The sequence below is a fragment of the Allorhizobium borbori genome (assembly GCF_014196535.1).
In the GTDB taxonomy this organism is placed as follows: Bacteria; Pseudomonadota; Alphaproteobacteria; order Rhizobiales; family Rhizobiaceae; genus Ectorhizobium; species Ectorhizobium borbori.
Map to the genome: position 1 here is coordinate 15774 of NZ_JACIDU010000024.1, position 26323 is coordinate 42096.

Here is a 26323-nt window from a genome sequence, read left to right on the forward strand (position 1 = left end):
AGCCTGCCGCATACCGGGGGATGCATGACGACAGTCGATCTGCTTATTCGCAACGCGGTCGTCGGTAACACCGGCGCACCGGTCGACATCGCGGTCTGCGGGGATCACATCACGGCGCTTGCCGCCGGTCTGCGCTGCGAGGCTGTCGAGGTCGTCGACGCCAGGGGCGCCTTTGCCTTCGGCGGTTTTGCCGACAGCCATGTCCATCTCGACAAGGCGTGCATTCTCGACCGGTGCTCCATCTGCGAGGGTACGCTTGCCGAAGCGGTCAGGGAGACTGCGGGGGCAAAACGCGACTTCACCGAAAGCGATGTTTACGCGCGGGCGGCGCGGGTGGTGGAGAGCGCGATTACCCACGGCACGACGCGTATGCTGAGCTTCGTCGAAATCGATCCGCGCGCCGGCTTTCGCTCCTTCGATGCGCTGAAGCGCATTCGCAGCGAGTATGCCTTCGCCATCGACATCACGCTTTGCGCCTTCGCGCAGGAGGGACTGACCCAGGAGCCGGAAACCTTCGGCATGCTCGACAGGGCTCTCGCCGATGGCGCGGATCTCGTCGGCGGTTGCCCCTATACGGACCCGGATCCGGTGCGGCATGTGGCGATGATCTTCGATCTCGCGCAAAAGCATGACGTCGCCGTCGATTTTCATCTGGATTTCAGCCTCGACCCCGATCGCAGCGACCTCGCGGCCGTCATTGCCGAAACGATCCGACGCGGCTATATCGGGCGGGTTTCTGTTGGTCATTTGACCAATCTCTCCGCGATGGCTCCGGATCGGCTGGAGGCGAGGGGACGCCAACTCGCCGAGGCCGGCATCGCGCTGACGACCCTGCCGGCCACCGATCTTTTCCTCAACGGGCGCGACGCCGACCGGTTGGTGCCGCGCGGCGTGGCTCCGGTGCACCGTCTGGCCGAACAGGGTGTGGCGACCGCGATCGCCACCAACAATGTTCTCAACCCGTTTACGCCCTATGGCGATGCCTCGCTGATCCGGATGGCCAATCTCTATGCGAATGTTGCTCAGCTTTCCCGCAGGGATGACCTCGAGCGTGTCTTCTCGTTCGTCGCGGAAACGGCGGCCGGGATCATGGGACAAACGGCGGCACTGACGGTCGGGGGCGAGGCAACCATCGTTCTGCTCGACGCCCTTGGTCCGGCGGATGCCGTGCAGCGCGTTTCGCGGGTCATCGGCGGCTGGCACCGGGGCCGGCGTTCCTTCTGGAACGGCTATCCCGAAATTTTCCACACGGGGACAGGCGGTATTCAAAAAAGCTTTTCAGCCGACACCGTGTCACATCCGAAATTGCAAGGGCAGGAGGTTGCTGCCGATGACACCTGAAAACAAATCGACAGCCGAAGCCGCCTCTACCGGCTTCGATTTCGCGGCCCTTTCTCCGCGCGACAAGTACAAGCTGATGATCGGCACCATCGTGCCGCGCCCCATCGCGCTCGTCACGACGGTGGACGAGGAAGGACGCATCAACGCAGCACCCTTCAGCTTCTTCAACTGCCTCTCCGCCGATCCGCCCATTCTGGCGCTTGGTGTGGAGAACAATCCGGACATGTCGTTCAAGGACACCGCCCACAACATCCGCATGACGGAGGTGTTCACGGTCAACATCGTGTCCTTCGATATTGCCGAGGCGATGCATGCCTGCGCGGCGAGATATCCGCGCGGTGTGGACGAGTTGAAGGAAGCGGGGCTGACGGCCATGCCCGGCAGGAAGATCGCCGCGCCGTGGATCAGGGAAGCGCCCGCCGCCTTCGAATGCCGCCGGCATATCACCCTTGAGCTTGGCAAGTCGCGACAGATCATCATGGGCGAGATCGTCTATGCCCATTATCGCGAAGGCGTGGTGGACGAGCGGCTGCATGTCGATCCCGCCGGCATCGACGCCATCGCCCGGTTGGGTGGCGACACCTGCTCGACCATTCGCGACCGCTTCGACATGCTGACCCCGAAATTATGAGCAGGGTTGCCGCCCTGTTCACCTGAGCCTTCCCTGTGTCAGCCGGTCAGTTCCTGCGAACTTTCTGGATCGCGCGATCCTTCAGCAACAACTCCATGACCTCGCATTCCGCCGTGCGCAGCATATAGGCGAGGAGATCGAGCTTGCTCTCCTCCGCCATCTGCCGGATGCGTGTGATTTCCGCAAAGATGGTCGGCAGGTTGTCGTTCTTGTCGTTCTTGTTTGCGTTTTCCATGGGCAGAAGCCTGTTCCGGTTTGACTGCGAGGCAGCGTTCAGTGTTTGCGCGCTGCAAGGGAATGGTGAGTTTCAAGAAGGGGAGGGGCGAAGGGACGACGTTGGCCCACGGTATTGATGACGAGCGCCAGAAGGATGCCGGCGGCACCCAGCCATTCGGCCGTATTCAGTTCGGCGCCCAGAAAGAACCGGGCACTGGCAAGGCCAGCGACCGGAACGAGCAATGCGAAGGGCGCGACACGGGAGGCCGAATATTTCTGCATGAGATTGCCCCAGACCCCGTAAGCGAAAATGGTCGAGACCGCAGAGGTGTAGAGGATGGTGAGCGTACCCGGCAGCGATACACCCTGAAGGGCCGTCGAGATGGCTTCGGGGCCTTCGAAGACGTAGGAAGCCAGCAACAGGGGCAGCGGTGGAACGAGGCTGATCCAGACCATCAGGTTCAGCGCGTTGACGGGAGGAAGGCGTTTCATCAGCACGTTGGACACGCCCCATGCGAAGGCGCCGCCAAGGGTCAGGCCGAAGCCGAGCACGGTGAAAGAGGCGTCTCCTCCGGTCGCGATAAGGACGAGGCCTAGGAGAGCGACCAGCGACGCGACGATTGCCCGGCCGGTCAGTTCCTCACCGAGAACCACGCTGGCCAGCAGCAGGGTGAAAAACACCTGGGCCTGCATGACAACCGAGGCAAGACCTGCGCCGAGGCCAAAATGAATGCCGAGATAAAGCAGCGCGAAGACCAGAAGCCCGAGTGTCGTGCCGAGAAGAAGAAGTTGCGACCAGGGGATATTCGGCCTGGCGACCCCGAACGCGATCGGCACAAGGCAGACCGCGAAACGGAGCGCTGAAAACAGCAGTGGAGGGAACGCATCAAGCCCCCAGCGGATCACGATGAAGTTGAATCCCCACAGGAACGCAACAAGGCAAAGAATGAGGATGTCTCTCAGTCGCATGATCGTGATCCGCCGATGGCTTTGATGTCATTCAGCGGCTTCGCGAAAATCACGTTCCACCGGTGCCCCGCCGATCACGACGGTGCGCTCGGGAATCTGCGCGAAAGCCGTCTCGGGGATTTCGTACATCTTGGCGAGCGTCTGCTTGGGAACGCCGGAATACATTTCGGAAAACTCGATGGTCTGCGGCTCTTCGTGGGACAGCACGACGAGGAAGGAGAGCGGTTCGTCCCCGACATTCTCGATCCAGTGCAGATAGCCCTGCGGCACGAAGGAAATGTCGCCCGGCCCAAGTTCGAGATAGTGGGTTTCGCCTTCCGGCCCGACGATGCCGACCACGCCCTTGCCGCTGATGCAGAAATCGAGCTGGTTGGCATTCGGATGCGTATGCGGTTCGCGCACGCCGCCCGGCTGGAGATCAAGCGCCTGAACGGCAAGGCCCTTCAGGACGGGGAAGTTCTTGGCGTTCGCACGATAGAAATCGCCAGCCGGAAACGACTTATAGACGTTGGACTTGAACGGAAAACTGTTCGACATTCATAATCTCCTCGGTTGCAGATAGGCGCACGGCGACAAACCCGCGGAAGCGTTCAGGCTCCGCAGCCGGCTGGTGCCGATTGGCGATCAGGGTGAAAATCAATGAGGGACGCGCCCTCTGACAAAACGCTATCTTCTTGACTTCATGAGAACAATCGAATTGTATTCACCTATCTGGTCAAAAGGGTTGAACTGTTTGGATGTCCGGCTTTCGGAAAATTGACCCATTGCTGCTGGAAGTGTTTGTCGCAATTGCTGATAGCGGCAGTTTTGCTGCGGCTGCCGACAGGGTCGGGCGCACGAAATCGGCCGTGAGCATGCAGATGAAGCGTCTGGAGACGCTTTTCGAGCACAATCCGATTTTTGAATATCAGGGGCGGACGAAGCGATTGACGGCCCATGGCGAGCAGCTTCTCGCCCACGCCCGGATCATTCTTCAGTTGAACGATTCGCTCTGGCAGAAAATGGCGCAGACGCATGGACCGGGTTGCGTACGTCTCGGTGCGCCGGACGATTATGCCTACACGCTTTTGCCGGATATCCTCAAGCGCTATGCCCAGAAGTTCCCGCATGTGCAGATCGATGTGACCTGCGAGCCCAGCGAAGACCTGTCCGAGCGGATAGGCCGCAACGAACTCGATCTCGCCATGGTCACGCGGCGACCCCATGACGAGATCTCGCGCACCGTTCGCCTTGAGCCGATCGTCTGGGCAACAGCCAAGGGCAAGCGGTTTGATCAGTCCGAGCCGCTGCCGCTCGCCATGTTTCAGCCGGGATGCGTGGCGCGCGCCAAGACAATCGAGGCCTGCGCGAAGGCGGGCCGCGATTACCGTATCGCCTATTCCAGCCCCAGCATTGCCGGTCTTCTTTCACCGGTCCGGGCCGGGCTCGCGATTGCGGCCATTGCCCGCTGCTCGGTTCCCGATGATCTGGAAATCCTCGCGCCGGGCATCGGACTTCCCGAGGTAAAGGGTATCGACATCGCCCTCATGCGGGGTGGTACAAGCGAACATCCACATTTTGTCCAGCATCTTGCCGATGAGATTCATGCCAGTCTCCGACAGATATGAAGCAGTATGGCCTGGATTCTCGTTGGCAGAGGCATTCGCAGGGATTGACAACACGCGAATTTGAAGGACCTTAGATTGTCGCCAGACGACCAATATTCGGGGATTCAAATGACAAAGCAGCCGCATCACGTTGACATTCAGGTTGGCACGCGCATTCGCCAGGCGCGCGTGATGCGAGGGATGTCGCAAAGCGGCCTTGGCGAACAGATCGGCGTAACCTTCCAGCAATTGCAGAAATACGAGAAGGGCACCAATCGGGTCAGCGCCAGCAAGCTTGTCGCAATTTCCGAAGCGCTCAACCTCGAGCCGAGCTACTTCGTTCAGGGCCTGAAAAAGCCGGAAGCCGAGACCTCTGGGGCGGAACCGGAATGGCAGTTCTCCAAGCAGGGTCGCGATCTGGTTGAGGCCTTCTACCAGATCAAGGATCAGGATGTCCGCAAGCGCATCGTGAGCCTTGTGCGGCAGTTGGCCAATACCGGTCATTCCGAAGAGGATGAAGCCTGATCCGGCCTGATGGTCGTTACCCCGTGGCGTTGACGACCGTACGTAGCATTTTTCGATCGAAATGAAAAAGCCGCCGGTTTCCCGGCGGCTTCGCTATGTCATGGGTCTCAACCGCGCTTGGCGGCGTCGGCTTTTTTCTTGTCGTCGATCAGCTCGTACCACATGGCGTTGAGCACGGCGAAAGCGGCGGCCAGCGGCAGACCGAGAAGCCAGGAAAAATACCACATCAGCGTTTCCTTTCCTCAATAGGCGTGGTTCGAGGGATCGGTGACATCCTTCGCAGCGACCTTGCCCCACAGCACCTTGTAGACGAAGGAGGTGTAGGCAATGATGATCGGAACGAAGATGACGGCACAGACGAGCATGATGAACAGCGTCATGTGACTGGACGAGGCATCCCACACCGTCAGGCTGGATTTCGGATCGACATTCGACGGCAGGATGAACGGGAACATCGAGAGCCCGACCGTCGAGATGATGCCGAGGATCGACACCGAACTCATCAGCCAGGGAAGGCCATCCTTCTTTGCCGCAAAGGCAAGGAGGGAGCCGAGCGCGCCGAGAAAGCCGAGCGCCGGAGCGATCATCATCCACGGGTGGGCGGCGTAGTTCTGAAACCAGACGCCCGAAGTCACTTCCACGGTCTTGTAGAGCGGGTTCGAAGGGCCTCCCGTATCGATGGTGCTCGTGAAGCGGTAGCCATCGATCAGGGTGAGCCAGAAGCCGCCGATCGCAAAGAGCGCGATGGTCGCGATGGCAGCGATCATGCCGATCCTGCGGGCGCGGGCATTGACCTCGCCTGCGGTCTTCAGCGTCAGCCAGCCCGCACCGTGCATGGCCAGCATGGCAACGGAGAGGAGGCCGGCCAGAAGGCCATAGGGGTTCAGGAGTTCGAACAGCGTCGTGCCGTCATAGAAGATGCGCAGATCGTCCGAGAAATGGAACGGCACGCCCTGGAGCACGTTGCCGACGGCCACGCCCATGACCAGCGCCGGCACCAGACCACCGATGAACAGTGCCCAGTCCCAGCTTGTGCGCCAGACGACGCTTTCGCGCTTCGAGCGGTATTTGAAGCCGACCGGACGCAGGATGAGCGCGAAGAGGATCGCGAACATCGCGAGATAGAAGCCGGAGAAGGATACGGCATAAAGCGGCGGCCAGGCGGCGAAGATGGCGCCGCCGCCCAGGATGAGCCAAACCTGATTGCCTTCCCAGACGGGGCCGATGGTGTTGATGACAACGCGCCGTTCGGTGTCGGTCTTGCCGACAAAGGGCATCAGGGTCGCCACCCCGAGGTCGAAGCCGTCCATCACGGCAAAGCCGATCAGCAGCACGCCCAGCAGCAGCCACCAGATGACCCGGAGGGTTTCGTAGTCGAGAAGCGTATGAAGGATCATGGTCTTACTCCGCCGGTACGATGGTCGTGGAAATGAGTTCCGGCTCCGGACGGTGATCGTCCGCTTCCGGGCCCTTGCGTATGGAGCGAACCATCAGACCCATTTCGATGATGAACAGGACGGTGTAGATCGCGGCGAAACCGCCGATCGTGACGAGCAGTGTGGTCGCGCCGAGGTTGGAGACGGCCGCCGCTGTGGGCAGAACGCCTTCGATGATCCACGGCTGGCGCCCCATTTCAGCGACGATCCAGCCCAGTTCAGCGGCAATCCACGGCAGCGGGATGGAGAAGACGGCGAGTTTCAGCAGCCACGGACGCTTGGTGTGGGTGTGGCGACTGGTGACCACGAAGAACACCAGGAACAGCGCGATGAAGTAGAAGCCGAGCGCGACCATGAAGCGGAACGCCCAGAACAGGGTCGGAACGCTCGGGATCGTGTCGTTGGCCGCCTTGACGATCTGCTCTTCGCTGGCCGTGCGCGGATCGTCCACATAGCGCTTCAGCAAAAGCGCATAGCCGAGATCGGCGCCATTCTCCTCGAATTTCGCCTTGATGGCCGGATCGACCGTGCCGGTTGCGCCGGCGGCGCGAATGGTCTGGAGCGCATCATAGGCGACGATGCCCTTGCGGATGCGGGCTTCCGCACTCTTCACGAGATCCTCGATGCCGGGAATTTCCGTGGTGAGAGAGCGGGTGCCGATGAGGCCCATGGCCCACGGAATATGCACCGCATAATGTGTTTCACGGGCTTCCGTATCCGGGAAACCGAAAGCGGTGAAGGCCGCGGGCGCCGGTTCTGTTTCCCACATGGCTTCGATGGCGGCGAGCTTCATCTTCTGGTGTTCGGCAGCGCCGTAACCGCTTTCATCGCCGAGAACGACGACCGAAAGCGACGCGGCAAGGCCGAAGGATGCGGCAACCGTCATGGAACGCTTGGCGAGTTCCGCGTGCCGGTTCTTCAGGAGATACCACGCGGAAACGCCGAGCACGAAGATCGAGGCGGTGACGTAACCGGCGGAAACCGTATGCACGAACTTGGCCTGGGCGACCGGGTTGAACAGGACCGCGAAGAAGTCGCTCACTTCCATGCGCATGGTCTGGGGATTGAAAGTGGAGCCGACCGGGTTCTGCATCCAGCCATTGGCGATGAGGATCCACAGGGCCGAGAAGTTGGAGCCGATGGCCACGCACCAGGTTGCGATCAGATGCCCGACCTTGGACATGCGATCCCAACCGAAGAAGAACAGGCCGACGAAGGTCGCTTCCAGGAAGAAGGCCATGAGCCCTTCGATGGCAAGCGGCGCGCCGAAGATGTCGCCGACATAATGACTGTAATAGCTCCAGTTCATGCCGAACTGGAATTCCATGACGATGCCCGTCGAAACGCCGAGCACGAAGTTGATGCCGAAAAGTGTTCCCCAGAACTTCGTCATCTGCCGCCAGATCGCGCGACCGGTCATGACATAGACCGTTTCCATGATGGCAACGAGGACCGACAGGCCTAGGGTGAGTGGCACGAAAAGGAAGTGGTAGAGCGCGGTAACCGCAAATTGCAGGCGCGATAGCGCCACGATATCGAGTTCCATATCTCGATCTCCAGAAATGTAATGCCGGAATGTTGCCCGATGCCGCTGGCGGGTGCGGCATTGGGCGCGCTGGAGCCTTCAGGCGCGAGGCGGTGCCCGTGGCGCTGCCTCGGATATCAGCACGGGTGGCGCGTCGAAACGCGCCCTGTCCGGTCGCAGGACAAAGCCCTGTGGCATCGGGCGAGGGCCGACCTCAGCCGCAGGCTGGGGCAGGGTGATCGCCCCGGAAATCAGACAGGCATCACAGCTTCCATCACGATAATGAAATTGTCCACTCGCATCCTTGTCTCCAAGCGTGAGACAGAGATCAGGAAGCGAGCCATCGGGCAATGCATAGGCTGTGGCGACGAACTCGACGGCGCGCACATCCGGAACCCGGTGGCCGAAGCCCACCGAGAGAAGGGCAACGGCGCACAGGATGCGCACGAATTGCGATATGAAGCCGGAAAGGTGCATGATGTCTCTGGACTGCTGAAAACACCGTCTGTAATTTGCTTATTGTTATCCCGCTTTGCACGCAATGCGACAAAATGGCAGCGCGTCAATCCTTCCGCAGTCGGGATGCAACTTCGCCGTATCCTGCATCCATACGCTTGAAATTTCCGGATATTTGACCGCTTTCAATAACAATCATGCGGTCGGAAATGGCGGCTTCATGGGTTCTGTGGGTTGCAATCAGCAGGCTGCGATCGCCCCGGGCCAAGGTGAGGCGCGCCATGATGTCGCGGGCGGTTTCGAGGTCGAGCGCCTCGGTGGGCTCGTCGAGCAGAAGAAGCGGGCAATCGGTGAGCAGGAGGCGTGCCAGCGACAAGCGTCGGCGCTCGCCACCGGAAAGGCCGGCCCCACCTTCCCCCAGCCAGGTGGCAAGCCCATCCGGCAGGGCGCGAACGGTTTCGGCAAGGCCTGCGGCCTCCAGTGCCGCCCATAACTCCGCATCCGTCGCGCCAGGTCGCGCAAGCCGCAGGTTGCCGGCCAGCGTGTCGGCAAAGAGTTCGGCACGCTGGGTGAGAAGGCTCGCTCGCGCTACGGCGACCTCACCGCTTTCCGCGATAATTTCACCGGCAATCAGGGCCATTAGCGTGGATTTACCGGCACCGCTCGGGCCGGTAAGCGCCACGATCTCCCCTGCGGTGATCGTCAGCGACAGGTCCGTCAGGACCGCGCGTGCGGCACCCGCATGCCGGGCGGTGACGTTGGTGAGGCGCACGACCTCGCCTTCCGGCGGCGATTGGTGGATGATTTCCGGTGCTGTCGCGGCGAGGCGTGGCGCAATGCGGCGGGCGGCGACAAGAATGCGGCCGGCTTCCAGCGCCCCGCGCCGCAATCCGGTGAAGGGTTCGGCGGCGGCAAGAACCAGAAGCAGCGCGAAGGCGGCCCCTGGTGCGCCGATCACGCCGCGTTCCACGAGAAGGGCAAGCACGAGGAGCAGCCCGCCACCGGCGAGCGGCGCCAGCGCTGCAAGCCCGAAGCCGGTGATGGTTTCGATGCGGTTCAGCCGGTCGTCCGTTGCGGCAAGGCGTGCTTCGGCAGAGGTAGCGGCTTGCCGGCGGGCGGCGATCTGTCCGGTCATGAGCAGATCGGTGGCGCCGGAGACGAGATTTATGACCTGTCCTCGCAGGGCTTCCAGCGCCGCCGCGCGAAAGCGCGCCGGCTTCTGCGCCCGCAGTGCGGCGACGGTGGCAATCGTAAAACCCGCTCCGATGAGGAACAGTCCGATGGCGATGCTCGCCCAGCCATCGATGAAGGCGAGACAGAGCATGGTGAAAAGCACGGAAACGAGTGCGACGCCGGCGGGCATCAGCAGACGCAGGTAAAGGCCGTCCAGCGCATCGACATCGAGCGTCAGGCGAAACAGCAGCCGGGCGGGGCTGAGCGCCAGCGCGCGGGCTTCGCGGGCAGTCGCGAAGGCGCGAAACAGGGTTTCGCGCATGCCGGCAAGGACCGAAAGCGTTGCATCATGGCTGACCACGCGTTCACCGTAGCGCGCGGCGGTGCGAAACAGCGCGAGAAAGCGGATGCCGGCGGACGGCGCGAAAACATCGAACGCAAGGGCCGCTGCACTGGTAAGCCCGGCAAGGGCGGTTGCCGTGATGAACCAGCCGGAGACCGATAGAAGCGCAATGCCCGCGAGCGCGGTCAGCGCGGCCAGCAGGAAGCCGAGCGCCAGCATCAGCCGTTTTTCGGCCAGAAAGGTCTTGAGGACGATCAGCAAGGCCTTCATGCGTTCACCTCCGCTGCAAGCATGACGGTGCGATCCATGCGGGCGGCAAGTTCCGTATCATGGGTGACGACGATCAGCGTGCGGCCCCTCGCGAGATCGAGCAGGCTTTCGGTGACGAGCCGGGCCGTTTCGGCGTCGAGGTGTGCGGTGGGCTCATCGGCAAGGATCAGCCGTGCGCTTTTGCTTGCGGCGGCCCGCGCGACGGCCAGTCGCACGATTTCTCCGCCGGACAGGCCGGTGCTGCCTTCCCCAAGCGGTGTGCGTCCGTGCAACTCGGCAACCCGCGAAAGACGCGCGACCCTGAGCGCTTCAGCGATGGCGGACGCATCAACCTCCGGGCGGCCGAGCGCGATATTGGCGGCGATGGAGCCGGAGAAGACATGCGCGGTCTGTCCCACCCAGGCGATTTCCCCGGCTTTGCGTGCCGCAGCCGGGTCCTGGCCGAAAATGCTCACCGCGCCGCTTTCCGGGCTGGCGAGCCCGGCCAGTAGCGAGAGCAGTGTGGATTTGCCTGCACCGCTCGGCGCCATGACTGCGATCTTTTCGCCGGGTGCAATGGAAAGCGAAAAGCCGTCGAGGGTTGCGGCTTCGCGACCCGGATGCGTGTAGCGCAGGTTTTGGGCGCAAAGCGCAAACGTTCCGGCGTCAAGGGTATCGGTTGCGGTGGGCAAGGCCATGCCTTGCTCGGAAAGGGCGGACAGCGCCTTGTGCGCAGCCTCGCCCGCCGCCCGGTCATGCCAGACGGCGGAAAGTTCGCGCAAGGGCTCGAAGAAGGCGGGTGCGATCATCAGCACGAACAGGCCTTCGGCCAATGTCAGCCGTGTCCCCCAGGTGCCCACGTCGATGAAGCCGAGCAGGTGAAAACCGATATAGACCGCTGTCAGCGCCACGCCGAGTGCCGAAAACAGTTCGAGCGTGGCCGAGGTGAGGAAGGCGATCTTCAGAACTGTCATGGTGCGGCGCTTCAGGTCGTCGGCTTCGGTGCGCAAGCGTGTCGCTGTATCCGCCACGGCGCCAAGGGTGCGGATGGTGGCAAGGCCCCGCAGTCTGTCGATGAGGAAGGCATTGACATCGCCCATGCGCGCTAGCTGACGCTCACTGGCCTTCTGGGCGCGCATTCCGACCAGCGCCATGAACAGCGGAATGACCGGAGCGGTGACAAGCAGCGCAAGCGCAGCGATCCATGAAAATGGCAGGACGGCGGCCACGATAACGAAGGGAACCGTCATCGCCTTGATCTTGGCGGGCAGGTAACGGGAAAGCCAGGGCGTGATCATTTCCGCCTGTTCGGCAAGGACACTGGCCGCCTGTCCGGAAGAGGGACGGGAAATATCGACAGGCGAACGTGCGGTGAGCGCCGCAAGCGCCCTGTCGCGGCTTGCGCTCAATTCGCGCCGGGCGGACTTGAAGGCGAGGCGTCCGGCAAGTGCATCGAGGGCGGCGCGCAACAGGCCGAACAGCGCGAAGCCGATGGCGCCCGGAAGAATATCGCCAACGCCTGCGCCCTCCGCCAGTCGCCCGATGGTGTGGGCGGCGAGTGCCGCCTGCGGTAGCCAGCAAAGGGGGGCGATGACGGCAAGCATGACCGCGGCGCGGCCCGGACCGGGAAACGCACCATGACGGTCCGAACGCCTGCGGCGGACGGCTTTCTGAGAGACGTTCGGCAAGATGGCGGGTTCCGGTGGTCTCGTTGATCGTTTTGCCGAGGGTATAAGGAGGCGTTTTGCCCATCGCAAGCGGCGAAATGTCGCCGGGGTCGAGCGCGGGCTGGCTCAGCCCAGCAGCAACCCGCCTCGGGCGTGGGAGATCAGCAGCGGCACCACCTCTTTTTCAAGCCGTTCGGCAGTCCAGCTTCGCACCGGCGCGGAGACGACGATGGCGCCGCAGGGCCGACCGTCTGGGCCCGGAACGGCGGCAGCGACATTCACCTCGTCGCGGATCGACTGGCGGTCGGTAAACGCAATGCCCCGCGAGCGTGCTGCAATGATATCGCTCCGGATCGCCTGCTTGTCGGTGATGGTGTAAGGCGTGCCGGGCGCCATCGCGCTGGCTGAGAGGATGGCGTCCATTTCCGTTTCCGGCAGCCAGGAGAGCAACGCGCGGCCCCCTGACGAGGAAACTGCCGGCAGACGCCGGCCGGGATAGGCTGTGCGGAAGGCCGGTTGCGGCCGGCTTTGCACATGCAGGAGATGCACGATTTCCGTGCCGTCGAGAATGCAGAAGGAACAGCGCAAGCCGCACTCCTCGCGCAGGCGGATGAGGCGCGGCCACAGCGAGCGAATGAGATCATTCCCCATCTGGAAGCGGTAGAGGAGATCGAGCGATCGCACGGAGATGTGAAAAGCGCGCTTGCGCTCGTCCTTTTCCAGATAGCCGAGGCCAATCAGCGTGTCGGTGATGCGCTGGACGGTGGGCACGGGAAAGCCCGTCTGGCGAGAAAGCCCGGTCAGGCTCAGAAGCGGCGTGTCCGGATGGAAAAACTGCAGGAGATGGAGGCCCTTGGCCACTGCCGTTACCGCCAGAGGATCGCCCTCGTCATCGATGAGCGGCCAGATGTAGCGGGCGTTGGGTTCGATATTGGCGGGCCGGACCGTCGGCGTTACCCGCAGGTCGCCGGCGCGCGCTGCGGCCTCCACCAGTCGGGCCGCGATTTCGTGTACGGCTGCTTCATTGCGCAGCCCGGAAGCGGAGATCGCGCCGACGGGCTGACCTGCTGCATCGCGAAAAGCAGCGGCCACCACATGGCCCGCCTCGGTTGCGCGAGGGGTGTCATGGGCATAACCGGCCTCGCGTTCGCCGATGATACGCGCGGCTGTCTGGTCGTTCATAGGGTGGCGGCCGGCATTTTCCGGTGTCATGGCGGCAAGGATGGCGCGGCCGGGGGCGGCTTCCGAAAGGGCGACGCGACTGCCGACCGGTGTCAGCGCCAGCGAGGCCGCGGGCGAGGGCACGCGTGCCAGCGTCACGGCGTCGCCACCATCCAGCAGCCAGAGATCGCAGCTCAGACCGGTGCGGGCATTCAATTCCACGACCAGTGGCATGACCAGATCGATAAGCTGGTTGGAGGTGAGGTAGACATGGGCCGGGTAACCGGCCCGGTGCGCCAACGCGAAAACCCCGCTTGCCGGATCGCGCCGCAGCCAGCCGGACTTCACAAGCGTGTGAACGAGACGCTGGGCGCTGGACCGGTTCATGCCGGCGCGCGATGCTATGTCGGCGATCCTCAGTTCCGGCGCCTCCGGCCCGAACAGTTCGAGCACGGCGAAAGCCTTCTCCAGCGCTGCGATGCGGGCGCGACGGTCGGCGGGTGCGGGAGAGGCGATTGCTGAATTCATCTTTCGCGATGCGGCATAAAGTTGACAACCTTATTCGGAACTCTATAATCGAATAACAAGAATGGCAATCGCATCGCGGTAAAATAATCCTAAGGGGAACGCTATGCATCAGATGCTCCATTCCACATGATTTAACAGGAGGTGCACGGGGATCGGTCCGGATGCGAATGAAGGTTTGCACCTGCGGCGATCATTGATCGCTATGGTTCCCGGCTTCCGCTGACGCTGTTTTTGACGCCTTTCCGGCGTGTGGAAACGTGCGTCCTGCGCTCTGCCTTGCCCTGACGGGCACGGTGGTCAACGGTTTCCCGTTGCCTGCATTCCCGCGAATGACGGCGACGGGTGTTTGAGAAAACGGTCCGGCCTGATGACGGGTTCCGTGCGTTTGCGCACGGGCCAACGCCCTCGGCTTGCCGGCTCGTGACCTGCAAATCATAACAAGGGAACAGCGAATAATGCATGCACCAGTGACCAGAAAAGCAGGCCGGCTGAAAAGCCATATTGCCGCCGCCTTCCTCGCCCTTTCAGCCTGCGTGACCGGCTTTGCGGAAAACGCATCCGCCACCACGCTCGTTGCCGTTCCGCATTCGGGCCTGCGCATTCTCGACCCCATCATCACAACGGCCCACATCGTGCGTAACCACGGTTACATGGTGTGGGACACGCTTCTGTCCTATGACGCGGATTTCAAGCCGCAGCCGCAGATGGCTGATTTCACCGTTTCCGACGACAAGCTGACCTATACGTTCAAGCTGCGCGACGGCCTGAAATGGCATGATGGCGCGCCGGTGACGGCCGAGGACTGCATCGCTTCGCTGCAGCGCTGGGGCAAGCGCGACACCTCCGGCCAGGTTCTGTTCGACAAGACGGAAAGCCTGACAGCCGCCGATGACAAGACCATCGTGCTGAAGCTGAAGGAACCCTTCACCTATGTGCTCGACGTGCTGGCCAAGCCGTCTTCCGTCGTGCCGTTCATGATGCCGAAGCGGATTGCCGAAACGCCTGCGGACACGGCGATCACCGAAATCATCGGCTCCGGCCCGTTCAAGTTCGTCAAGGAGGAATACCAGCCGGGCGTCAAGTCGGTCTACGAGAAGTTTGCCGATTACGTGCCGCGTTCGGAAGCGCCGAGCGGGCTTGCGGGGGGCAAGGTCGTCAAGGTCGACCGGGTCGAATGGATTTCGATGCCGGATGCCCAGACGGCGGTCAATGCCATTCAGTCCGGGGAAATCGACTATCTGGAAACGCCCTCTGTCGATCTTCTGCCGCTTGTCGAGGGCAATGACGAGCTGACCGTCGAGGTCATGAACCTCGGCTCGCAGACCATGGGCCGCATGAACTTCCTCTATCCGCCCTTCGACAACAAGAAGATCCGTCAGGCGGCGATGAAGGCGATGAACCAGAAGGACGTGCTCGACGCCCTGATCGGTAATCCGGATTACTACACGATCTGCGGCTCCATGTTCGGTTGTGGCACGCCGCTGGAATCCGAACTGGGTGCGGATACGCTGACCAAGAGCGGCGATATCGAAGGCGCCAAGGCACTGCTGAAGGAAGCCGGCTATGACGGCACGCCGGTCGTGCTGATGCAGCCGACCGATGTCGTGACCATCAAGGCGCAGCCGGTTGTGGCCGCCGCCGCACTGCGGGCCGCCGGCTTCAACGTCGATATGCAGGCCATGGACTGGCAGACGCTTGTCACGCGCCGCGCCTCTCAGAAGCCACCGGCGGAAGGCGGCTGGAACCTCTTCTTCACCAACTGGATCGTTCCGGAAATCATGACGCCGCTGAACAACCCGATGCTGAACGGGCGCGGCACCAAGGGCTTCTTCGGCTGGCCGACGGACGCGAAGATGGAAGAGCTGCGCGCCAAGTACATTGCCGCCAAGACGCTGGACGAGCAGAAGGCTGCGGCCGCCGAGCTTCAGGCGCATGCCATGGACGAGGTGAGCTACATTCCGCTTGGCCAGTACAAGATCCCGAGCGTGTGGCGCAATGAACTCACCGGCCTGCTGAAGGCGCCGGTTCCGGTGTTCTGGAACGTCGAAAAGAAGGACTGAGCCTTCCGGCCCGGTTCGCCAAAGCCGGCGGCGCGCCCTGCGATAGCGCCGCCGGCCGTCCCGAATAACCGACGTGAGGATGCTCATGCTCGCCTATACGTTTCGCCGGATTCTTGCGGCCATCCCGGTGATGGTCACGGTCGCGGTCTTCGTTTTCCTTCTCCTTCGCCTGACGCCGGGTGACCCTGCCGCGATCATCGCCGGCGATATGGCCACACCCGAACAGCTCGAAAAGATCCGCACGTCGCTCGGCCTCGACAAGCCGATTGCGGTGCAGTTCTTCTCGTGGTTCTGGCTTCTGCTTCAGGGCGATCTCGGAACGTCGCTGATTTCCAATACGCCGGTCACGGCGATGATTTCCAAGCATATCGAACCGACGATCAGCCTGGCGCTGATGACGATCACGCTTTCGGTGCTGATCGCCGTGCCGCTCGGCGTGCTGGCCGCATGGCGTCATGGCACCTGGATCGATTACGCGGTCATGTCGGTTTCGGTCATCGGCTTTTCCGTGCCGGTCTTCGTCATCGGCTACATCCTGATCCAGATTTTTGCCATCGATCTGAAATGGTTCCCGGTTCAGGGGTTCAAGAGCCTGTCGGCCGGGCTGGGTGCTTTCCTTGAACGGGCGGTGCTGCCGTCCTTCACCCTTGCCTCCATCTATGTGGCACTGATTGCCCGCATGACGCGCGCCTCGGTTCTGGAAGTGCTGGGCGAGGACTATATCCGCACTGCCCGCGCCAAGGGCCTGCGTGAAAACATCGTTCTTTTCCGCCACGCGCTGCGCAATGCGGCGGTGCCGGTTCTGACGATCATCGGCACAGGTTTCGCGCTGCTTATTTCCGGGGTGGTCGTCACCGAAAGCGTCTTTAACATTCCCGGTATCGGGCGTCTCACGGTGGATGCGATCCTTGCCCGCGACTATCCGGTCATTCAAGGCATGATCCTGCTGACCAGCGGCATCTACGTGTTGATCAATCTGCTGATCGACCTTTCCTATTCCTTCTTCGACCCGAGGATTCGGTACTGATGGCCCAGTCTTCACCCTTTGGCGCTGCCATGCGCCTGCCCCTCTTCCTGAGCAAGGGCAAAAACCGCCGGTCGATGCTCATTCCCGCTCTGGCGCTTCTGGTGCTGGCGGTCATCGTCCTCCTCGCAATCCTCGCACCGCTGCTTTCACCGCACGATCCGGTGGCCATGACGCCGTCCGCGCGCCTCAAGCCGGCAAGCGAACTCTATCCGCTCGGCACGGATGCCTATGGCCGCGATCTGCTTTCGCGCGTTCTTTATGGCGCCCGCATTTCGCTGTTCATCGGCGTTGGCGCCGCAGTCATTTCCGTCGCCATCGGGCTCGGCATCGGGCTTGTCTCCGGCTTCTTCCGTATTCTCGATGCCATCGTCATGCGCATCATGGATGCGTTGATGGCCATTCCGAGCCTGCTGCTCGCCATCGCCGTGGTATCGCTCACGGGGGCGAGTATCTGGACCGTAATGTTTGCCATCACCGTGCCGGAAATTCCCCGCGTCGTGCGCCTCGTGCGTTCGGTGGTGCTGTCGGCCCGTGAGGAACCCTACGTGGAAGCAGCAATTGCCGCGGGCTCCAGCCTGCCGAAAATCCTCTGGCGGCATCTCATGCCGAACACGCTGGCGCCGCTTATCGTGCAGGGGACCTATGTCTGCGCCTCGGCGATCCTGACGGAGGCAATCCTGTCCTTCCTCGGCGCCGGTGTTTCGACCGAGATCCCCACCTGGGGCAATATCATGGCCGAGGGGCGTGCCTATTTCCAGATCAAGCCGGAACTCATCTTCTGGCCCGGTATCGCGTTGTCGCTGTGCATTCTCTCCATCAACCTTCTCGGCGATACCGCGCGCGACCTGCTCGATCCGCGCATGAAGAAGAGGGAGGCCTCGAAATGACCACGACGACCCCATTCGATCCCGCCGGTGCGCCGGAGGTTCTGCGCGTCAACAATCTCGTCATCGCATTGACCGGCGACGAGGAAAGCGCGCCGGTGCTGAACGGCATTTCGATTACCATCCGCGCCGGGGAAACGGTTTGCCTCGTCGGTGAATCCGGTTCCGGCAAGTCGGTGACCTCGCTTGCCACGATGGGGCTTCTGCCGCGCCAGTCGCTGGAGCCGCGCGGCGGTGAGATCCTGTTTGAAGGCGAGGACCTGCTCAAGGCCGACGCCGCCCGGATGCGGGCACTGCGCTCGCGGTCGATCGCCATGATCTTTCAGGAGCCGATGACCGCGCTGAACCCGGTTCTGACGGTCGGGCACCAGATCTGCGAAGTGTTGCAGGAGCATACGAAGCTTTCGGCCCGTGAGCAGAAGGAAGCCGTGCTGGAGATGATGCGTGAGGTGCATTTGCCGGAGGTGGAGCGCATCTTCGCCTCCTATCCGCACCAGCTTTCCGGCGGCCAGCGCCAGCGCATCATGATCGCCATGGCGCTGATCCTGAAGCCGAAGCTGCTGATTGCCGACGAGCCGACCACGGCGCTCGACGTGACCACCCAGAAGCAGATCCTGAAGCTCATCGACGAGCTTCAGGAAAAGCAGGGCACAGCCGTTCTCTTCATTACCCACGACATGGGCGTGGTGGCCGAGATCGCGGATACGGTCTATGTCATGAACCGGGGCAATCTCGTCGAAAACGGCCCGATCGATAAGATCCTGACCGCGCCGGAAAAGGACTATACCCGCGCGCTGCTGTCCTCCGTTCCGAGTCTCGTGCCGCGCGAACCGCGTCCGCCGGTGTCCGACGAGGTGGTGTTGTCGGCCTCCGAACTGGAAAAGGTTTATGGCAAGAAGAGCTTTTTCGGCAAGGCGCCCACCGGCGCCAAGGCGGCCACGGATGTGTCCTTCACGCTGAAGAAGGGCCGCACGCTCGGCATCGTCGGAGAAAGCGGTTCGGGCAAGTCCACCGTTGCCCGCTGCATCATGCGGTTGATCGATCCGACTTCGGGCTCGATCCGCATTTCGGGCCAGGAAATCGCCGATTTCTCGCGCCGGACGCTGCAACCCCATCGTCAGCATATCCAGATGGTTTTCCAGGACCCTTATCGCTCGCTCAACCCGCGCATCACCGTGGGCGAAAGCATTGCCGAGGGGCCGATGAATTATGGTACTTCGAGGGCCGATGCGTTGAAGCGTGCGCGCGAACTGCTGGCCATCGTCGGTTTGCCGGAAGATGCGGTGAACCGCTATCCGCACCAGTTTTCCGGCGGTCAGCGCCAGCGCATCGCCATTGCCCGCGCCGTTGCCATGAACCCCAAGGTTCTGGTGGCGGATGAGGCGGTGTCGGCGCTCGACGTTTCCGTGCAGGCGCAGGTTCTCGACCTCCTTGCGGACTTGCAGGAAAAGCTCGGTATCGCCATCCTGTTCATCACGCACGATCTGCGCGTCGCCGCGCAGATTTGTGACGATGTGATCGTGATGCAGAAAGGCCGCATCGTGGAATATGCCACAGGCTATGAGGTGCTGACCAACCCGGCCCATGCCTATACCCGCCAACTTATCGATGCCGCCCCCGGACGGCATTGGGATTTCGCCAATTTTCGGCCGCTTGCGCCGGAAGCCGCATAATCATCAGGAGAATGAACAATGAAGTCCCGGCGCGTTGCCTTTGCCGGTTTCATTCATGAAACCAATACATTCGCTCCGACCAAGGCGAGTTACGAAGCCTTCCTGAAAGGGTCCGGCCATCTGCCGCTCTGCCGGGGGGAAGAGATGATCGAACTTGTGAAGGGCGCCAATACCGGGATCGAGGGCGCGCTCGATTATGCCCGCGAAGCGAACTGGGAGGTGGTGCCGGTGCTGCGCGCCAGTGCAGTCCCCTCCGCCCATGTCACGGAAGAGGCGTTCGAGCGGATCGCCACCGACATCGTGGCTGGCATCGTCGCGGCGCTGCCGCTCGACGGTATCTATCTCGATCTGCACGGCGCGATGGTGTGCGAGCATCTGGACGACGGTGAGGGGGAACTCATCGCTCGCATCCGCAAGGCCGTGGGTTACGACATCCCCGTATCCGTCAGCCTCGACCTGCATGGTAACATGACCGAGCAGTCGATGCGGGACGCCGACGTCATGGTGGGCTACCGCACCTATCCGCATGTCGATATGGCGTTGACCGGCTACCGCGCCGCCGTGCTGCTCGACAAGCTCATGAACGGTGACCGTTTCGCCAAGGCGTTCCGCCAGATCGATTACCTCATTCCCATCTCCTGGCAATGCACGGAAATGGAGCCGGCGCGGTCGATCTATGCGAAGCTCGAAGCGCTGGAAGAACGGGATGGCGTGGTGTCCATGTCCTTCTTCACCGGCTTTCCCGCCGCCGATTTTGCCGATTGTGGTGCGACGGTTCTGGCCTATGGCGAAACACGGGACGCGGCGGACAAGGCTGCCGACGACCTGAAGGCGCTGATCGATGCCAGCGAGGAAGCCTTTGCCGGCAAGGTCTATACGCCGGATGAAGGGGTTAAGGAGGCGATGCGGATTGCCGACACCGCCGCAAGGCCGGTGATCATTTCCGACACGCAGGACAATCCCGGTGCCGGCGGTGATTCCGACACGACCGGCATGCTGCGGGCGCTGGTGGATAACAATGCGCAGAATGCCGCGCTCGGCCTGCTCTATGATCCCGAGGCCGCGCTTGCGGCGCAGGCCGCTGGTGTCGGAGCGACGATCCACATCGCCCTTGGCGGCAAGTCGAACATTCCCGGCGATGCGCCGTTCGAGGCCGATTTCGTGGTGGAAGCGCTGTCGGATGGTTTCACCCGCGTCAATGGTCCCTATTACGGTGATACGCTGATGCGGCTCGGGCCGTCGGCCTGCCTGCGCATCGGCGGCGTTCGGGTGGCCGTGGCCTCGCACAAGGTGCAGATGGCCGATCGGGGCCTGTTCCGCTATCTCGGCATCGAGCCGGAGACGGCGAGCATCCTCGTGAACAAGAGTTCGGTGCACTTCCGCGCCGATTTTCAGCCGATTGCCGAAACCATTCTCGTTTGCGCCGCGCCCGGCCCGATGGCTGTGGACCCTGCGTCCCTGCCGTGGATGAAACTCCGTCCCGGCCTTCGCCTTTCGCCGCTTGGCCCTGTCTTTTCCTGACCCCCGCCTGTTGATCTGCAAGGATATGTAGAAATGCCCGTTATCGAGAAAATCGCCTCCTGGCACGATGAAATGACCGCCCTTCGCCGCGATATTCACGCTCACCCCGAGATCGGCTTCGAGGAGGTGCGCACCTCCGGCATCGTTGCCGAAAAGCTCGAAAGCTACGGCATCGAGGTGCATCGCGGCATCGGCAAGACCGGCGTTGTCGGCATCTTGAAGGGGGCGAAGGGCGAGGGCCGCACCATCGGGCTTCGCGCCGACATGGACGCGCTGCCGATGGAGGAGCGCACCAACTTGCCCTATGCCTCGAAGATCCCGAACCGGTTCCACGGCTGCGGTCATGATGGCCACACCACCATGCTGCTTGGTGCGGCGCGCTATCTGGCCGAAACCCGCGATTTCGCGGGCACCGCCGTCTTTATCTTCCAGCCGGGCGAGGAAGGTTGTGGCGGCGCGCGCGCCATGATCGCCGACGGCCTGTTCGAGCGCTTCCCCTGCGATGAAATCTATGGCCTGCACAATGCGCCGAACGACGATCCGCTGAAGATCGGCATCAAGCCCGGCACGTCGATGGCGGGTGCCGATTTCTTCGATTTCCGCATCAAGGGCCGCGGCAGCCACGGCGCGCATCCGGAAGTTTCCAAGGACCCGATCATCGTCGCGACGCAACTCGTCTCGGCGTTGCAATCCATCGTTTCGCGCAACATCTCGCCGCTTCGGGCCGCCGTCCTCTCGGTTACGCAGATTCATTCCGGCACGGCCTATAATGTGGTGCCGGAAGAGGCGACGGTTTCCGGCACGGTGCGCTATCTCGACCGGGAGGTGAATGAGCAGATCCGTTCACGCATGCGCGCCATCGCTGCCGGTCTGGCGGCCTCCTTCGAGGTCGAGATCGAGACGGACATTCGCAACGTCTTCGACGTGCTGGTGAATACCGATGCGCTGGTGGAAGGCTTTGCCGACGCCGCCCGCGACATCGTGGGGGTCGAAAACGTCTACACCAAAAGCGAGCCGGTGATGGGTAGCGAAGACTTCGCCGACATGCTGTTCAAGGTTCCTGGTGTCTATTGCACCGTTGGCCATGCAGGTTCGGTCCCGCCGCATAATCCCGGCTATGTGCTGGACGATGGCATTCTGCCGGTCGGGGCAAGCCTGCTTGCCCGCATCGTGGAAAAGCGCCTCGCCGCCTGATTTCCCTCCGCCTGGCCCGGCCTTGCAAGGGGCCGGGGCTTTTCCGGATTTTTACCTGTCGCCCGGTCAGTCAGCCGGCGAAACGGGAGAACTGAGCCATGGATTTCACGGAACTTCCCTTCGATACCCACACAATGCTGCAGGGCCTCAAGCCCTGGGTGGAGTGCGAAAGCCCGACTTATGATGCCGATGCGGTCAACCGCATGATGGACCTCGCGGCCCACGACTTCGCGACGCTCGGCGCAACGGTGGAGCGCATTCCCGGGCGGATGGGGCTGGGCGGCAGTCTGCGCGCCCGCTTTGGCCATCCCAGGGCCAACATGCCGGGTATTCTCGTTTCCGGTCACTTCGATACCGTTCATCCCGTTGGAACGCTCGGTGCCTTGCCATTCCGCATCGAGGGAAACCGGGCGTACGGCCCCGGCATTCTCGACATGAAGAGTGGCAATTTCATTGCCTTCGAGGCCATGAGGCAGTTGATCCGGGCTGGTATCGAAACCAAACTGCCCGTCACCTTCCTGCTGACGCCGGACGAGGAGATCGGCACGCCATCCACCCGCGAACTGATCGAGATGGAGGCGGCGCGTAACCGTTATGTTCTGGTGCCGGAACCGGCGCGCGAGAACAACGGCGTCGTCACCGGGCGCTACGCCATTGCCCGCTACAATCTCGTTGCGCGCGGCAAACCTTCCCATGCGGGTGTTTCGCCGAAAGCGGGGCGTTCGGCCATTCGTGAAATGGCGCGCAAGGTGCTGGAGATCGACGCGATGAGCGGCGAGGATTGCACCTTCTCGGTCGGGGTCATCCAGGGTGGCCAATGGGTCAATTGCGTGTCGTCGCTCTGCACGGCGCAAGCCTTGTCCATGGCCAAGACAGATGAGGATCTGGAGGCCGGGATCGCCCGCATGCTGGCCCTGTCGGGCGTTGAGAATGAGGTGGAGTTCACGGTTTCCCGCGGCGTGACGCGCCCGGTGTGGAAGCCCGGGCGGCCGGAAACCATGGCGCTTTACGACAAGGCGGCGACGCTGGCCGGCAGGCTGGGCGTTGCCTTGCCGCATGGCAGTTCCGGTGGCGGGTCGGATGGCAATTTCACCGGCGCCATGGGCATTGCCACGCTGTGCGGTCTCGGTGTACGGGGCGCGGGCTACCACACGCTGGAAGAACATATCGAAATCGACAGCCTGATCGACCGTGGCCGCCTGATGGCCGGGTTGTTCGCCCTGCTGGATTGAGGAGACGTGCATTGACTGACGACCTGACCCGGCTTTCCGCCGTCGCCCTTTCGAACGCCATCCATGAAAAGCGTGTCTCCTGCGTCGCGGTCATGGAAGCCTATCTGGACCGCATCGACCGGCTTAATCCTGATATCAACGCCATTCTCTACCTTCGCCCGCGCAACGAACTGCTGGACGAGGCGCAAACCTGCGACCGCGAGTTGGCGGATGGCCATTCGCGTGGCTGGATGCACGGGTTCCCGCAGGCGGTGAAAGACCTTTCGGAAGTGAAGGGCATGCCCTGTTCCTGGGGCTCCCCCATCTTCAAGGGCTTCGTCTCCACGGTGGACTCCATTCATGTCGAGCGGGTGCGGCAGGCGGGCGCCATCTTCATCGGCAAAACCAACACGCCGGAATTCGGCCTTGGCTCGCACACGACCAACCCTGTCCACGGGCCGACCCGCAATCCCTTCGACCGCACGAAGAGCGCCGGCGGCTCCAGTGGCGGTGCTGCGGCGGCATTGGCCACGCGGCTTCTGCCGGTGGCCGATGGCAGCGACATGATGGGTTCGCTTCGCAACCCCGCCGCGTTCAACAATGTCATCGGCTTCCGACCGAGTTTCGGGCGCGTGCCGAATGGCAAGGGTACGGAATTCTTCATGGGCCAACTCGGCATTTCCGGCCCCATGGGCAAGACGGTTACGGATACAGCCCGGCTTCTTGCCACCCAATCCGGCTACGATCCGCGCGATCCGCTGTCGCTGGCCGATGAGGATCTGGCGTTGCGTGGCGCAGCGCAGACGAAGGGCATGAAGATCGCATGGCTCGGCGATTTCGGCGGCTATCTGCCTTTCGAACCCGGTGTGCTCGACGTGGATCGTCAGGCGCTCTCCGTTCTTGCCGGGATTGGCTGCGAGATCGATGAAATCACACCCGATTTTGACCTGCCGAAGCTCTGGGAGGCATGGATCACCCTGCGCAGCTTCAACGTGACGCACGGGCTACGCGGCTTCTACGACAAGCCTGCAACGCGGGCGCTGTTCAATCCGCAATATCTCTACGAGTTCGATCTGGCGCTTTCGCAGAGCGCGGCGGATATCCATGCGGCCTCCGTCGTCCGCACGAACTGGTATAAATACATGTGCGTGCTCTTCTCGCGCTACGACTTCGTCCTCCTGCCAGCCGCGCAGGTCTTTCCGTTCGATGTGACCCTGCCATGGCCGGGCGAAATCGCCGGAAAGCCGATGGACACCTACCACCGCTGGATGGAAGTGGTGATCGGCCCCACCATGGCGGGCCTGCCCGTCGCGGCCATGCCCGCCGGTTTCGGGGCGAACGGCCTGCCGAGCGGCATCCAGATCGTCGGCCCGCCGCGGGGAGACCGCGCAACGCTCGAATTTGCACTCGCTTATGAACAGGCCGCTGGTTTCGAAACCGGTCATGCCGGCGGCTGATCGCGCGTTGGCCCGCGCGATGCGACCATGATGAATAGTAAGTATTTTGAGTTGGAACCATCAAATCTGATTAAACAGATTTGATGGATGCGGAGTGATTGAATGCCGATAATGTTAAATTTATATTGTTATTAATGTTTTATTAATCCTCGGTGGCGGGTGGTGTTGTGTATGGGTTCAGAAGAGAATGGTCTGATCTTTGAAGTTTCGTCTGTTGAAGAAATAGTGACGCCTTGAGGAATTTACCATTGCCCGGATGAGCCTTGGCAAATCTTACATTCACTGTGGTGCTTCAGCGCAAAAGATCTTGATCTCCTGAGTATATCCTATCCAACACAGGACCGGTAATCCCGGCTTCTCGCCTCCGGAAGAGAATTGCCCAGAAGGGCGACAAACCAGGGGGAAGATCATGTCGAGGCGTATTCTGATCACCGGTGGCGCCGGATTTCTCGGTTCTTATCTTTCGGAGCAGTTGCTCGCGCAGGGCAACGAGATCCTGTGTGTGGACAATTTCCTCACGGGAACGCGCAGCAATATCGAACATCTCGCCGGTCATCCGCGGTTCCAGTTTATGCGTCACGATGTATCTGTGCCGCTCTATGCGGAGGTTGACGAGATTTACAATCTTGCCTGCCCGGCTTCGCCCGTCCACTATCAGCACGATCCAATGCAGACGACGAAGACCAGCGTGATCGGGGCGATCAACATGCTGGAACTGGCCGATCGCATGAAAGCGAAGGTGCTTCAGTCCTCGACATCGGAGGTCTATGGCGACCCGCTCGTCCATCCCCAGCGTGAAAGCTATTGGGGCAATGTCAATCCGATCGGCATCCGGGCCTGTTATGATGAGGGTAAGCGTTGCGCTGAAACCCTGTTCTTCGATTATCACCGGCAATACAAGGTCGCCATCAAAGTGGTCCGTATCTTCAACACCTACGGCCCGCGCATGCATCCGCAGGATGGTCGCGTCGTGTCGAACTTCATCATGCAGGCGCTGCGGGGCGAGACGATCACTATTTTCGGCGACGGCTTGCAGACCCGTTCCTTCTGCTATCGGGACGATCTGGTGGAGGCGATGATCCGCATGATGGCGACGGACGGCGAGGTGATCGGTCCGGTCAATATCGGCAATCCCGGTGAGTTTACCATTCGGGCGCTGGCGGAGATGGTGATCGATCTGACAGGATCACACTCCAAGATCGTGTATTATCCTCGCCCGCAGGACGATCCGATGCAGCGTCGCCCCGATATTTCGAAGGCGCGGGAGATACTCCGCTGGGAACCGCGCGTGCCCCTGCGAGAGGGTCTGGTGAAGACGATCGACTATTTCGCGGGCTTGCTCAGCGGCGGGCATGCGATCGCCGCCGAGTGATGCTTTCGGGCTTCTTTGCAGGCAATGGCCCCGGTTGTTTGTGAACCGGGGCCCTTTGTTTGAGCGGTCTGGTTCAGTCGATGAGAGGGAGGAGGGCGTCGAGGCTCTTCTTGGCGTC

23 protein-coding genes are annotated in these 26323 nt (G+C 62.0%); 13 read left to right on the forward strand and 10 right to left on the reverse strand.

What is annotated here, in order from left to right:
• Window positions 1-24 precede the first annotated feature (24 nt).
• Both GGQ66_RS20625 and GGQ66_RS20630 read left to right on the forward strand, forming a co-directional pair.
• Window positions 25-1341 (forward strand): amidohydrolase family protein, encoded by a 1317-nt coding sequence (locus tag GGQ66_RS20625; RefSeq protein ID WP_183795202.1) that lies wholly within the window; start codon window positions 25-27, stop codon window positions 1339-1341.
• Entirely contained in the window at window positions 1331-1972 is a 642-nt protein-coding gene (locus GGQ66_RS20630; RefSeq protein ID WP_183795204.1) for a flavin reductase family protein, read from the forward strand. The genes GGQ66_RS20625 and GGQ66_RS20630 overlap by 11 nt, the downstream gene beginning before the upstream one ends.
• A 46-nt stretch (window positions 1973-2018) precedes the next feature.
• Here the strand turns inward: GGQ66_RS20630 and GGQ66_RS20635 are convergent, their stop codons facing one another.
• The 3 genes from GGQ66_RS20635 to GGQ66_RS20645 are packed head-to-tail and all read right to left on the reverse strand — an operon-like array spanning window position 2019 to window position 3694.
• Complete coding sequence (locus tag GGQ66_RS20635) at window positions 2019-2207, reverse strand: hypothetical protein (RefSeq protein ID WP_183795206.1); 189 nt, start codon at window positions 2205-2207, stop codon at window positions 2019-2021.
• A 38-nt stretch (window positions 2208-2245) separates the two neighbouring features.
• On the reverse strand, window positions 2246-3157 hold the full coding sequence (locus GGQ66_RS20640; RefSeq protein ID WP_183795208.1) for an EamA family transporter: 912 nt from the start codon (window positions 3155-3157) through the stop codon (window positions 2246-2248).
• 27 nt (window positions 3158-3184) lie between these two features.
• On the reverse strand, window positions 3185-3694 hold the full coding sequence (locus GGQ66_RS20645; RefSeq protein ID WP_183795210.1) for a cupin domain-containing protein: 510 nt from the start codon (window positions 3692-3694) through the stop codon (window positions 3185-3187).
• 200 nt (window positions 3695-3894) lie between these two features.
• On the opposite strand from GGQ66_RS20645, the gene GGQ66_RS20650 reads away from it, so the two are divergent.
• Together GGQ66_RS20650 and GGQ66_RS20655 are read left to right on the forward strand one after the other, a co-directional pair.
• Window positions 3895-4764: a LysR substrate-binding domain-containing protein gene (locus tag GGQ66_RS20650; protein WP_237359018.1), complete on the forward strand. Its 870-nt coding sequence runs from the start codon at window positions 3895-3897 to the stop codon at window positions 4762-4764.
• Between the two features lie 108 nt (window positions 4765-4872).
• Window positions 4873-5268 carry a helix-turn-helix domain-containing protein gene (locus GGQ66_RS20655; RefSeq protein ID WP_183795214.1) on the forward strand — a complete coding sequence of 132 codons (396 nt, stop codon included), beginning with the start codon at window positions 4873-4875 and terminating at the stop codon, window positions 5266-5268.
• A 107-nt stretch (window positions 5269-5375) separates the two neighbouring features.
• On the opposite strand, the gene cydX is transcribed toward GGQ66_RS20655, so the two are convergent.
• The 7 genes from cydX to GGQ66_RS20690 form a co-directional block, all read right to left on the reverse strand.
• Window positions 5376-5495, reverse strand: coding sequence for a cytochrome bd-I oxidase subunit CydX (gene cydX / locus GGQ66_RS20660; RefSeq protein WP_183795216.1), 120 nt, complete (start codon window positions 5493-5495; stop codon window positions 5376-5378).
• A gap of 15 nt (window positions 5496-5510) precedes the next feature.
• Window positions 5511-6665, reverse strand: a complete 1155-nt coding sequence (cydB, locus tag GGQ66_RS20665; RefSeq protein ID WP_183795218.1) for a cytochrome d ubiquinol oxidase subunit II — start codon at window positions 6663-6665, stop codon at window positions 5511-5513.
• Window positions 6666-6669: 4 nt separating this feature from the next.
• Complete coding sequence (locus tag GGQ66_RS20670; protein ID WP_183795220.1) at window positions 6670-8250, reverse strand: cytochrome ubiquinol oxidase subunit I; 1581 nt, start codon at window positions 8248-8250, stop codon at window positions 6670-6672.
• A 78-nt stretch (window positions 8251-8328) separates the two neighbouring features.
• Window positions 8329-8706 carry a hypothetical protein gene (locus GGQ66_RS20675; protein ID WP_183795222.1) on the reverse strand — a complete coding sequence of 126 codons (378 nt, stop codon included), beginning with the start codon at window positions 8704-8706 and terminating at the stop codon, window positions 8329-8331.
• A gap of 85 nt (window positions 8707-8791) precedes the next feature.
• Complete coding sequence (locus GGQ66_RS20680; protein WP_183795224.1) at window positions 8792-10471, reverse strand: amino acid ABC transporter ATP-binding/permease protein; 1680 nt, start codon at window positions 10469-10471, stop codon at window positions 8792-8794.
• Window positions 10468-12138, reverse strand: coding sequence for a thiol reductant ABC exporter subunit CydD (cydD, locus tag GGQ66_RS20685; RefSeq protein ID WP_237359019.1), 1671 nt, complete (start codon window positions 12136-12138; stop codon window positions 10468-10470). The genes GGQ66_RS20680 and cydD overlap by 4 nt, the downstream gene beginning before the upstream one ends.
• 105 nt (window positions 12139-12243) lie before the next feature.
• Window positions 12244-13806: an IclR family transcriptional regulator gene (locus GGQ66_RS20690; protein ID WP_183795226.1), complete on the reverse strand. Its 1563-nt coding sequence runs from the start codon at window positions 13804-13806 to the stop codon at window positions 12244-12246.
• A 455-nt stretch (window positions 13807-14261) separates the two neighbouring features.
• Between GGQ66_RS20690 and GGQ66_RS20695 the strand changes: the two genes are divergently transcribed.
• The 9 genes from GGQ66_RS20695 (at window position 14262) to GGQ66_RS20735 (ending at window position 26205) form a co-directional block, all read left to right on the forward strand.
• On the forward strand, window positions 14262-15866 hold the full coding sequence (locus GGQ66_RS20695) for an ABC transporter substrate-binding protein (RefSeq protein WP_183795228.1): 1605 nt from the start codon (window positions 14262-14264) through the stop codon (window positions 15864-15866).
• A gap of 85 nt (window positions 15867-15951) precedes the next feature.
• A complete protein-coding gene (locus tag GGQ66_RS20700; RefSeq protein ID WP_183795247.1) occupies window positions 15952-16893 on the forward strand; it encodes an ABC transporter permease in 942 nt (313 codons plus the stop codon).
• A gap of 74 nt (window positions 16894-16967) precedes the next feature.
• Complete coding sequence (locus GGQ66_RS20705; RefSeq protein WP_370686398.1) at window positions 16968-17780, forward strand: ABC transporter permease; 813 nt, start codon at window positions 16968-16970, stop codon at window positions 17778-17780.
• On the forward strand, window positions 17777-19450 hold the full coding sequence (locus GGQ66_RS20710) for an ABC transporter ATP-binding protein (protein WP_183795233.1): 1674 nt from the start codon (window positions 17777-17779) through the stop codon (window positions 19448-19450). The genes GGQ66_RS20705 and GGQ66_RS20710 overlap by 4 nt, the downstream gene beginning before the upstream one ends.
• A gap of 18 nt (window positions 19451-19468) precedes the next feature.
• The gene (locus GGQ66_RS20715) at window positions 19469-20971 is read left to right on the forward strand and encodes a M81 family metallopeptidase (RefSeq protein ID WP_183795235.1); all 1503 of its coding nucleotides are present in this window, start codon (window positions 19469-19471) and stop codon (window positions 20969-20971) included.
• Window positions 20972-21004: 33 nt separating this feature from the next.
• Window positions 21005-22165, forward strand: a complete 1161-nt coding sequence (locus GGQ66_RS20720) for a M20 aminoacylase family protein (protein WP_183795237.1) — start codon at window positions 21005-21007, stop codon at window positions 22163-22165.
• A 98-nt stretch (window positions 22166-22263) separates the two neighbouring features.
• Complete coding sequence (locus GGQ66_RS20725) at window positions 22264-23397, forward strand: M20/M25/M40 family metallo-hydrolase (RefSeq protein WP_183795239.1); 1134 nt, start codon at window positions 22264-22266, stop codon at window positions 23395-23397.
• 11 nt (window positions 23398-23408) lie between these two features.
• A complete protein-coding gene (locus tag GGQ66_RS20730; protein WP_183795241.1) occupies window positions 23409-24833 on the forward strand; it encodes an amidase in 1425 nt (474 codons plus the stop codon).
• A gap of 409 nt (window positions 24834-25242) precedes the next feature.
• The gene (locus GGQ66_RS20735; RefSeq protein WP_183795243.1) at window positions 25243-26205 is read left to right on the forward strand and encodes a UDP-glucuronic acid decarboxylase family protein; all 963 of its coding nucleotides are present in this window, start codon (window positions 25243-25245) and stop codon (window positions 26203-26205) included.
• Window positions 26206-26323 lie beyond the last annotated feature (118 nt).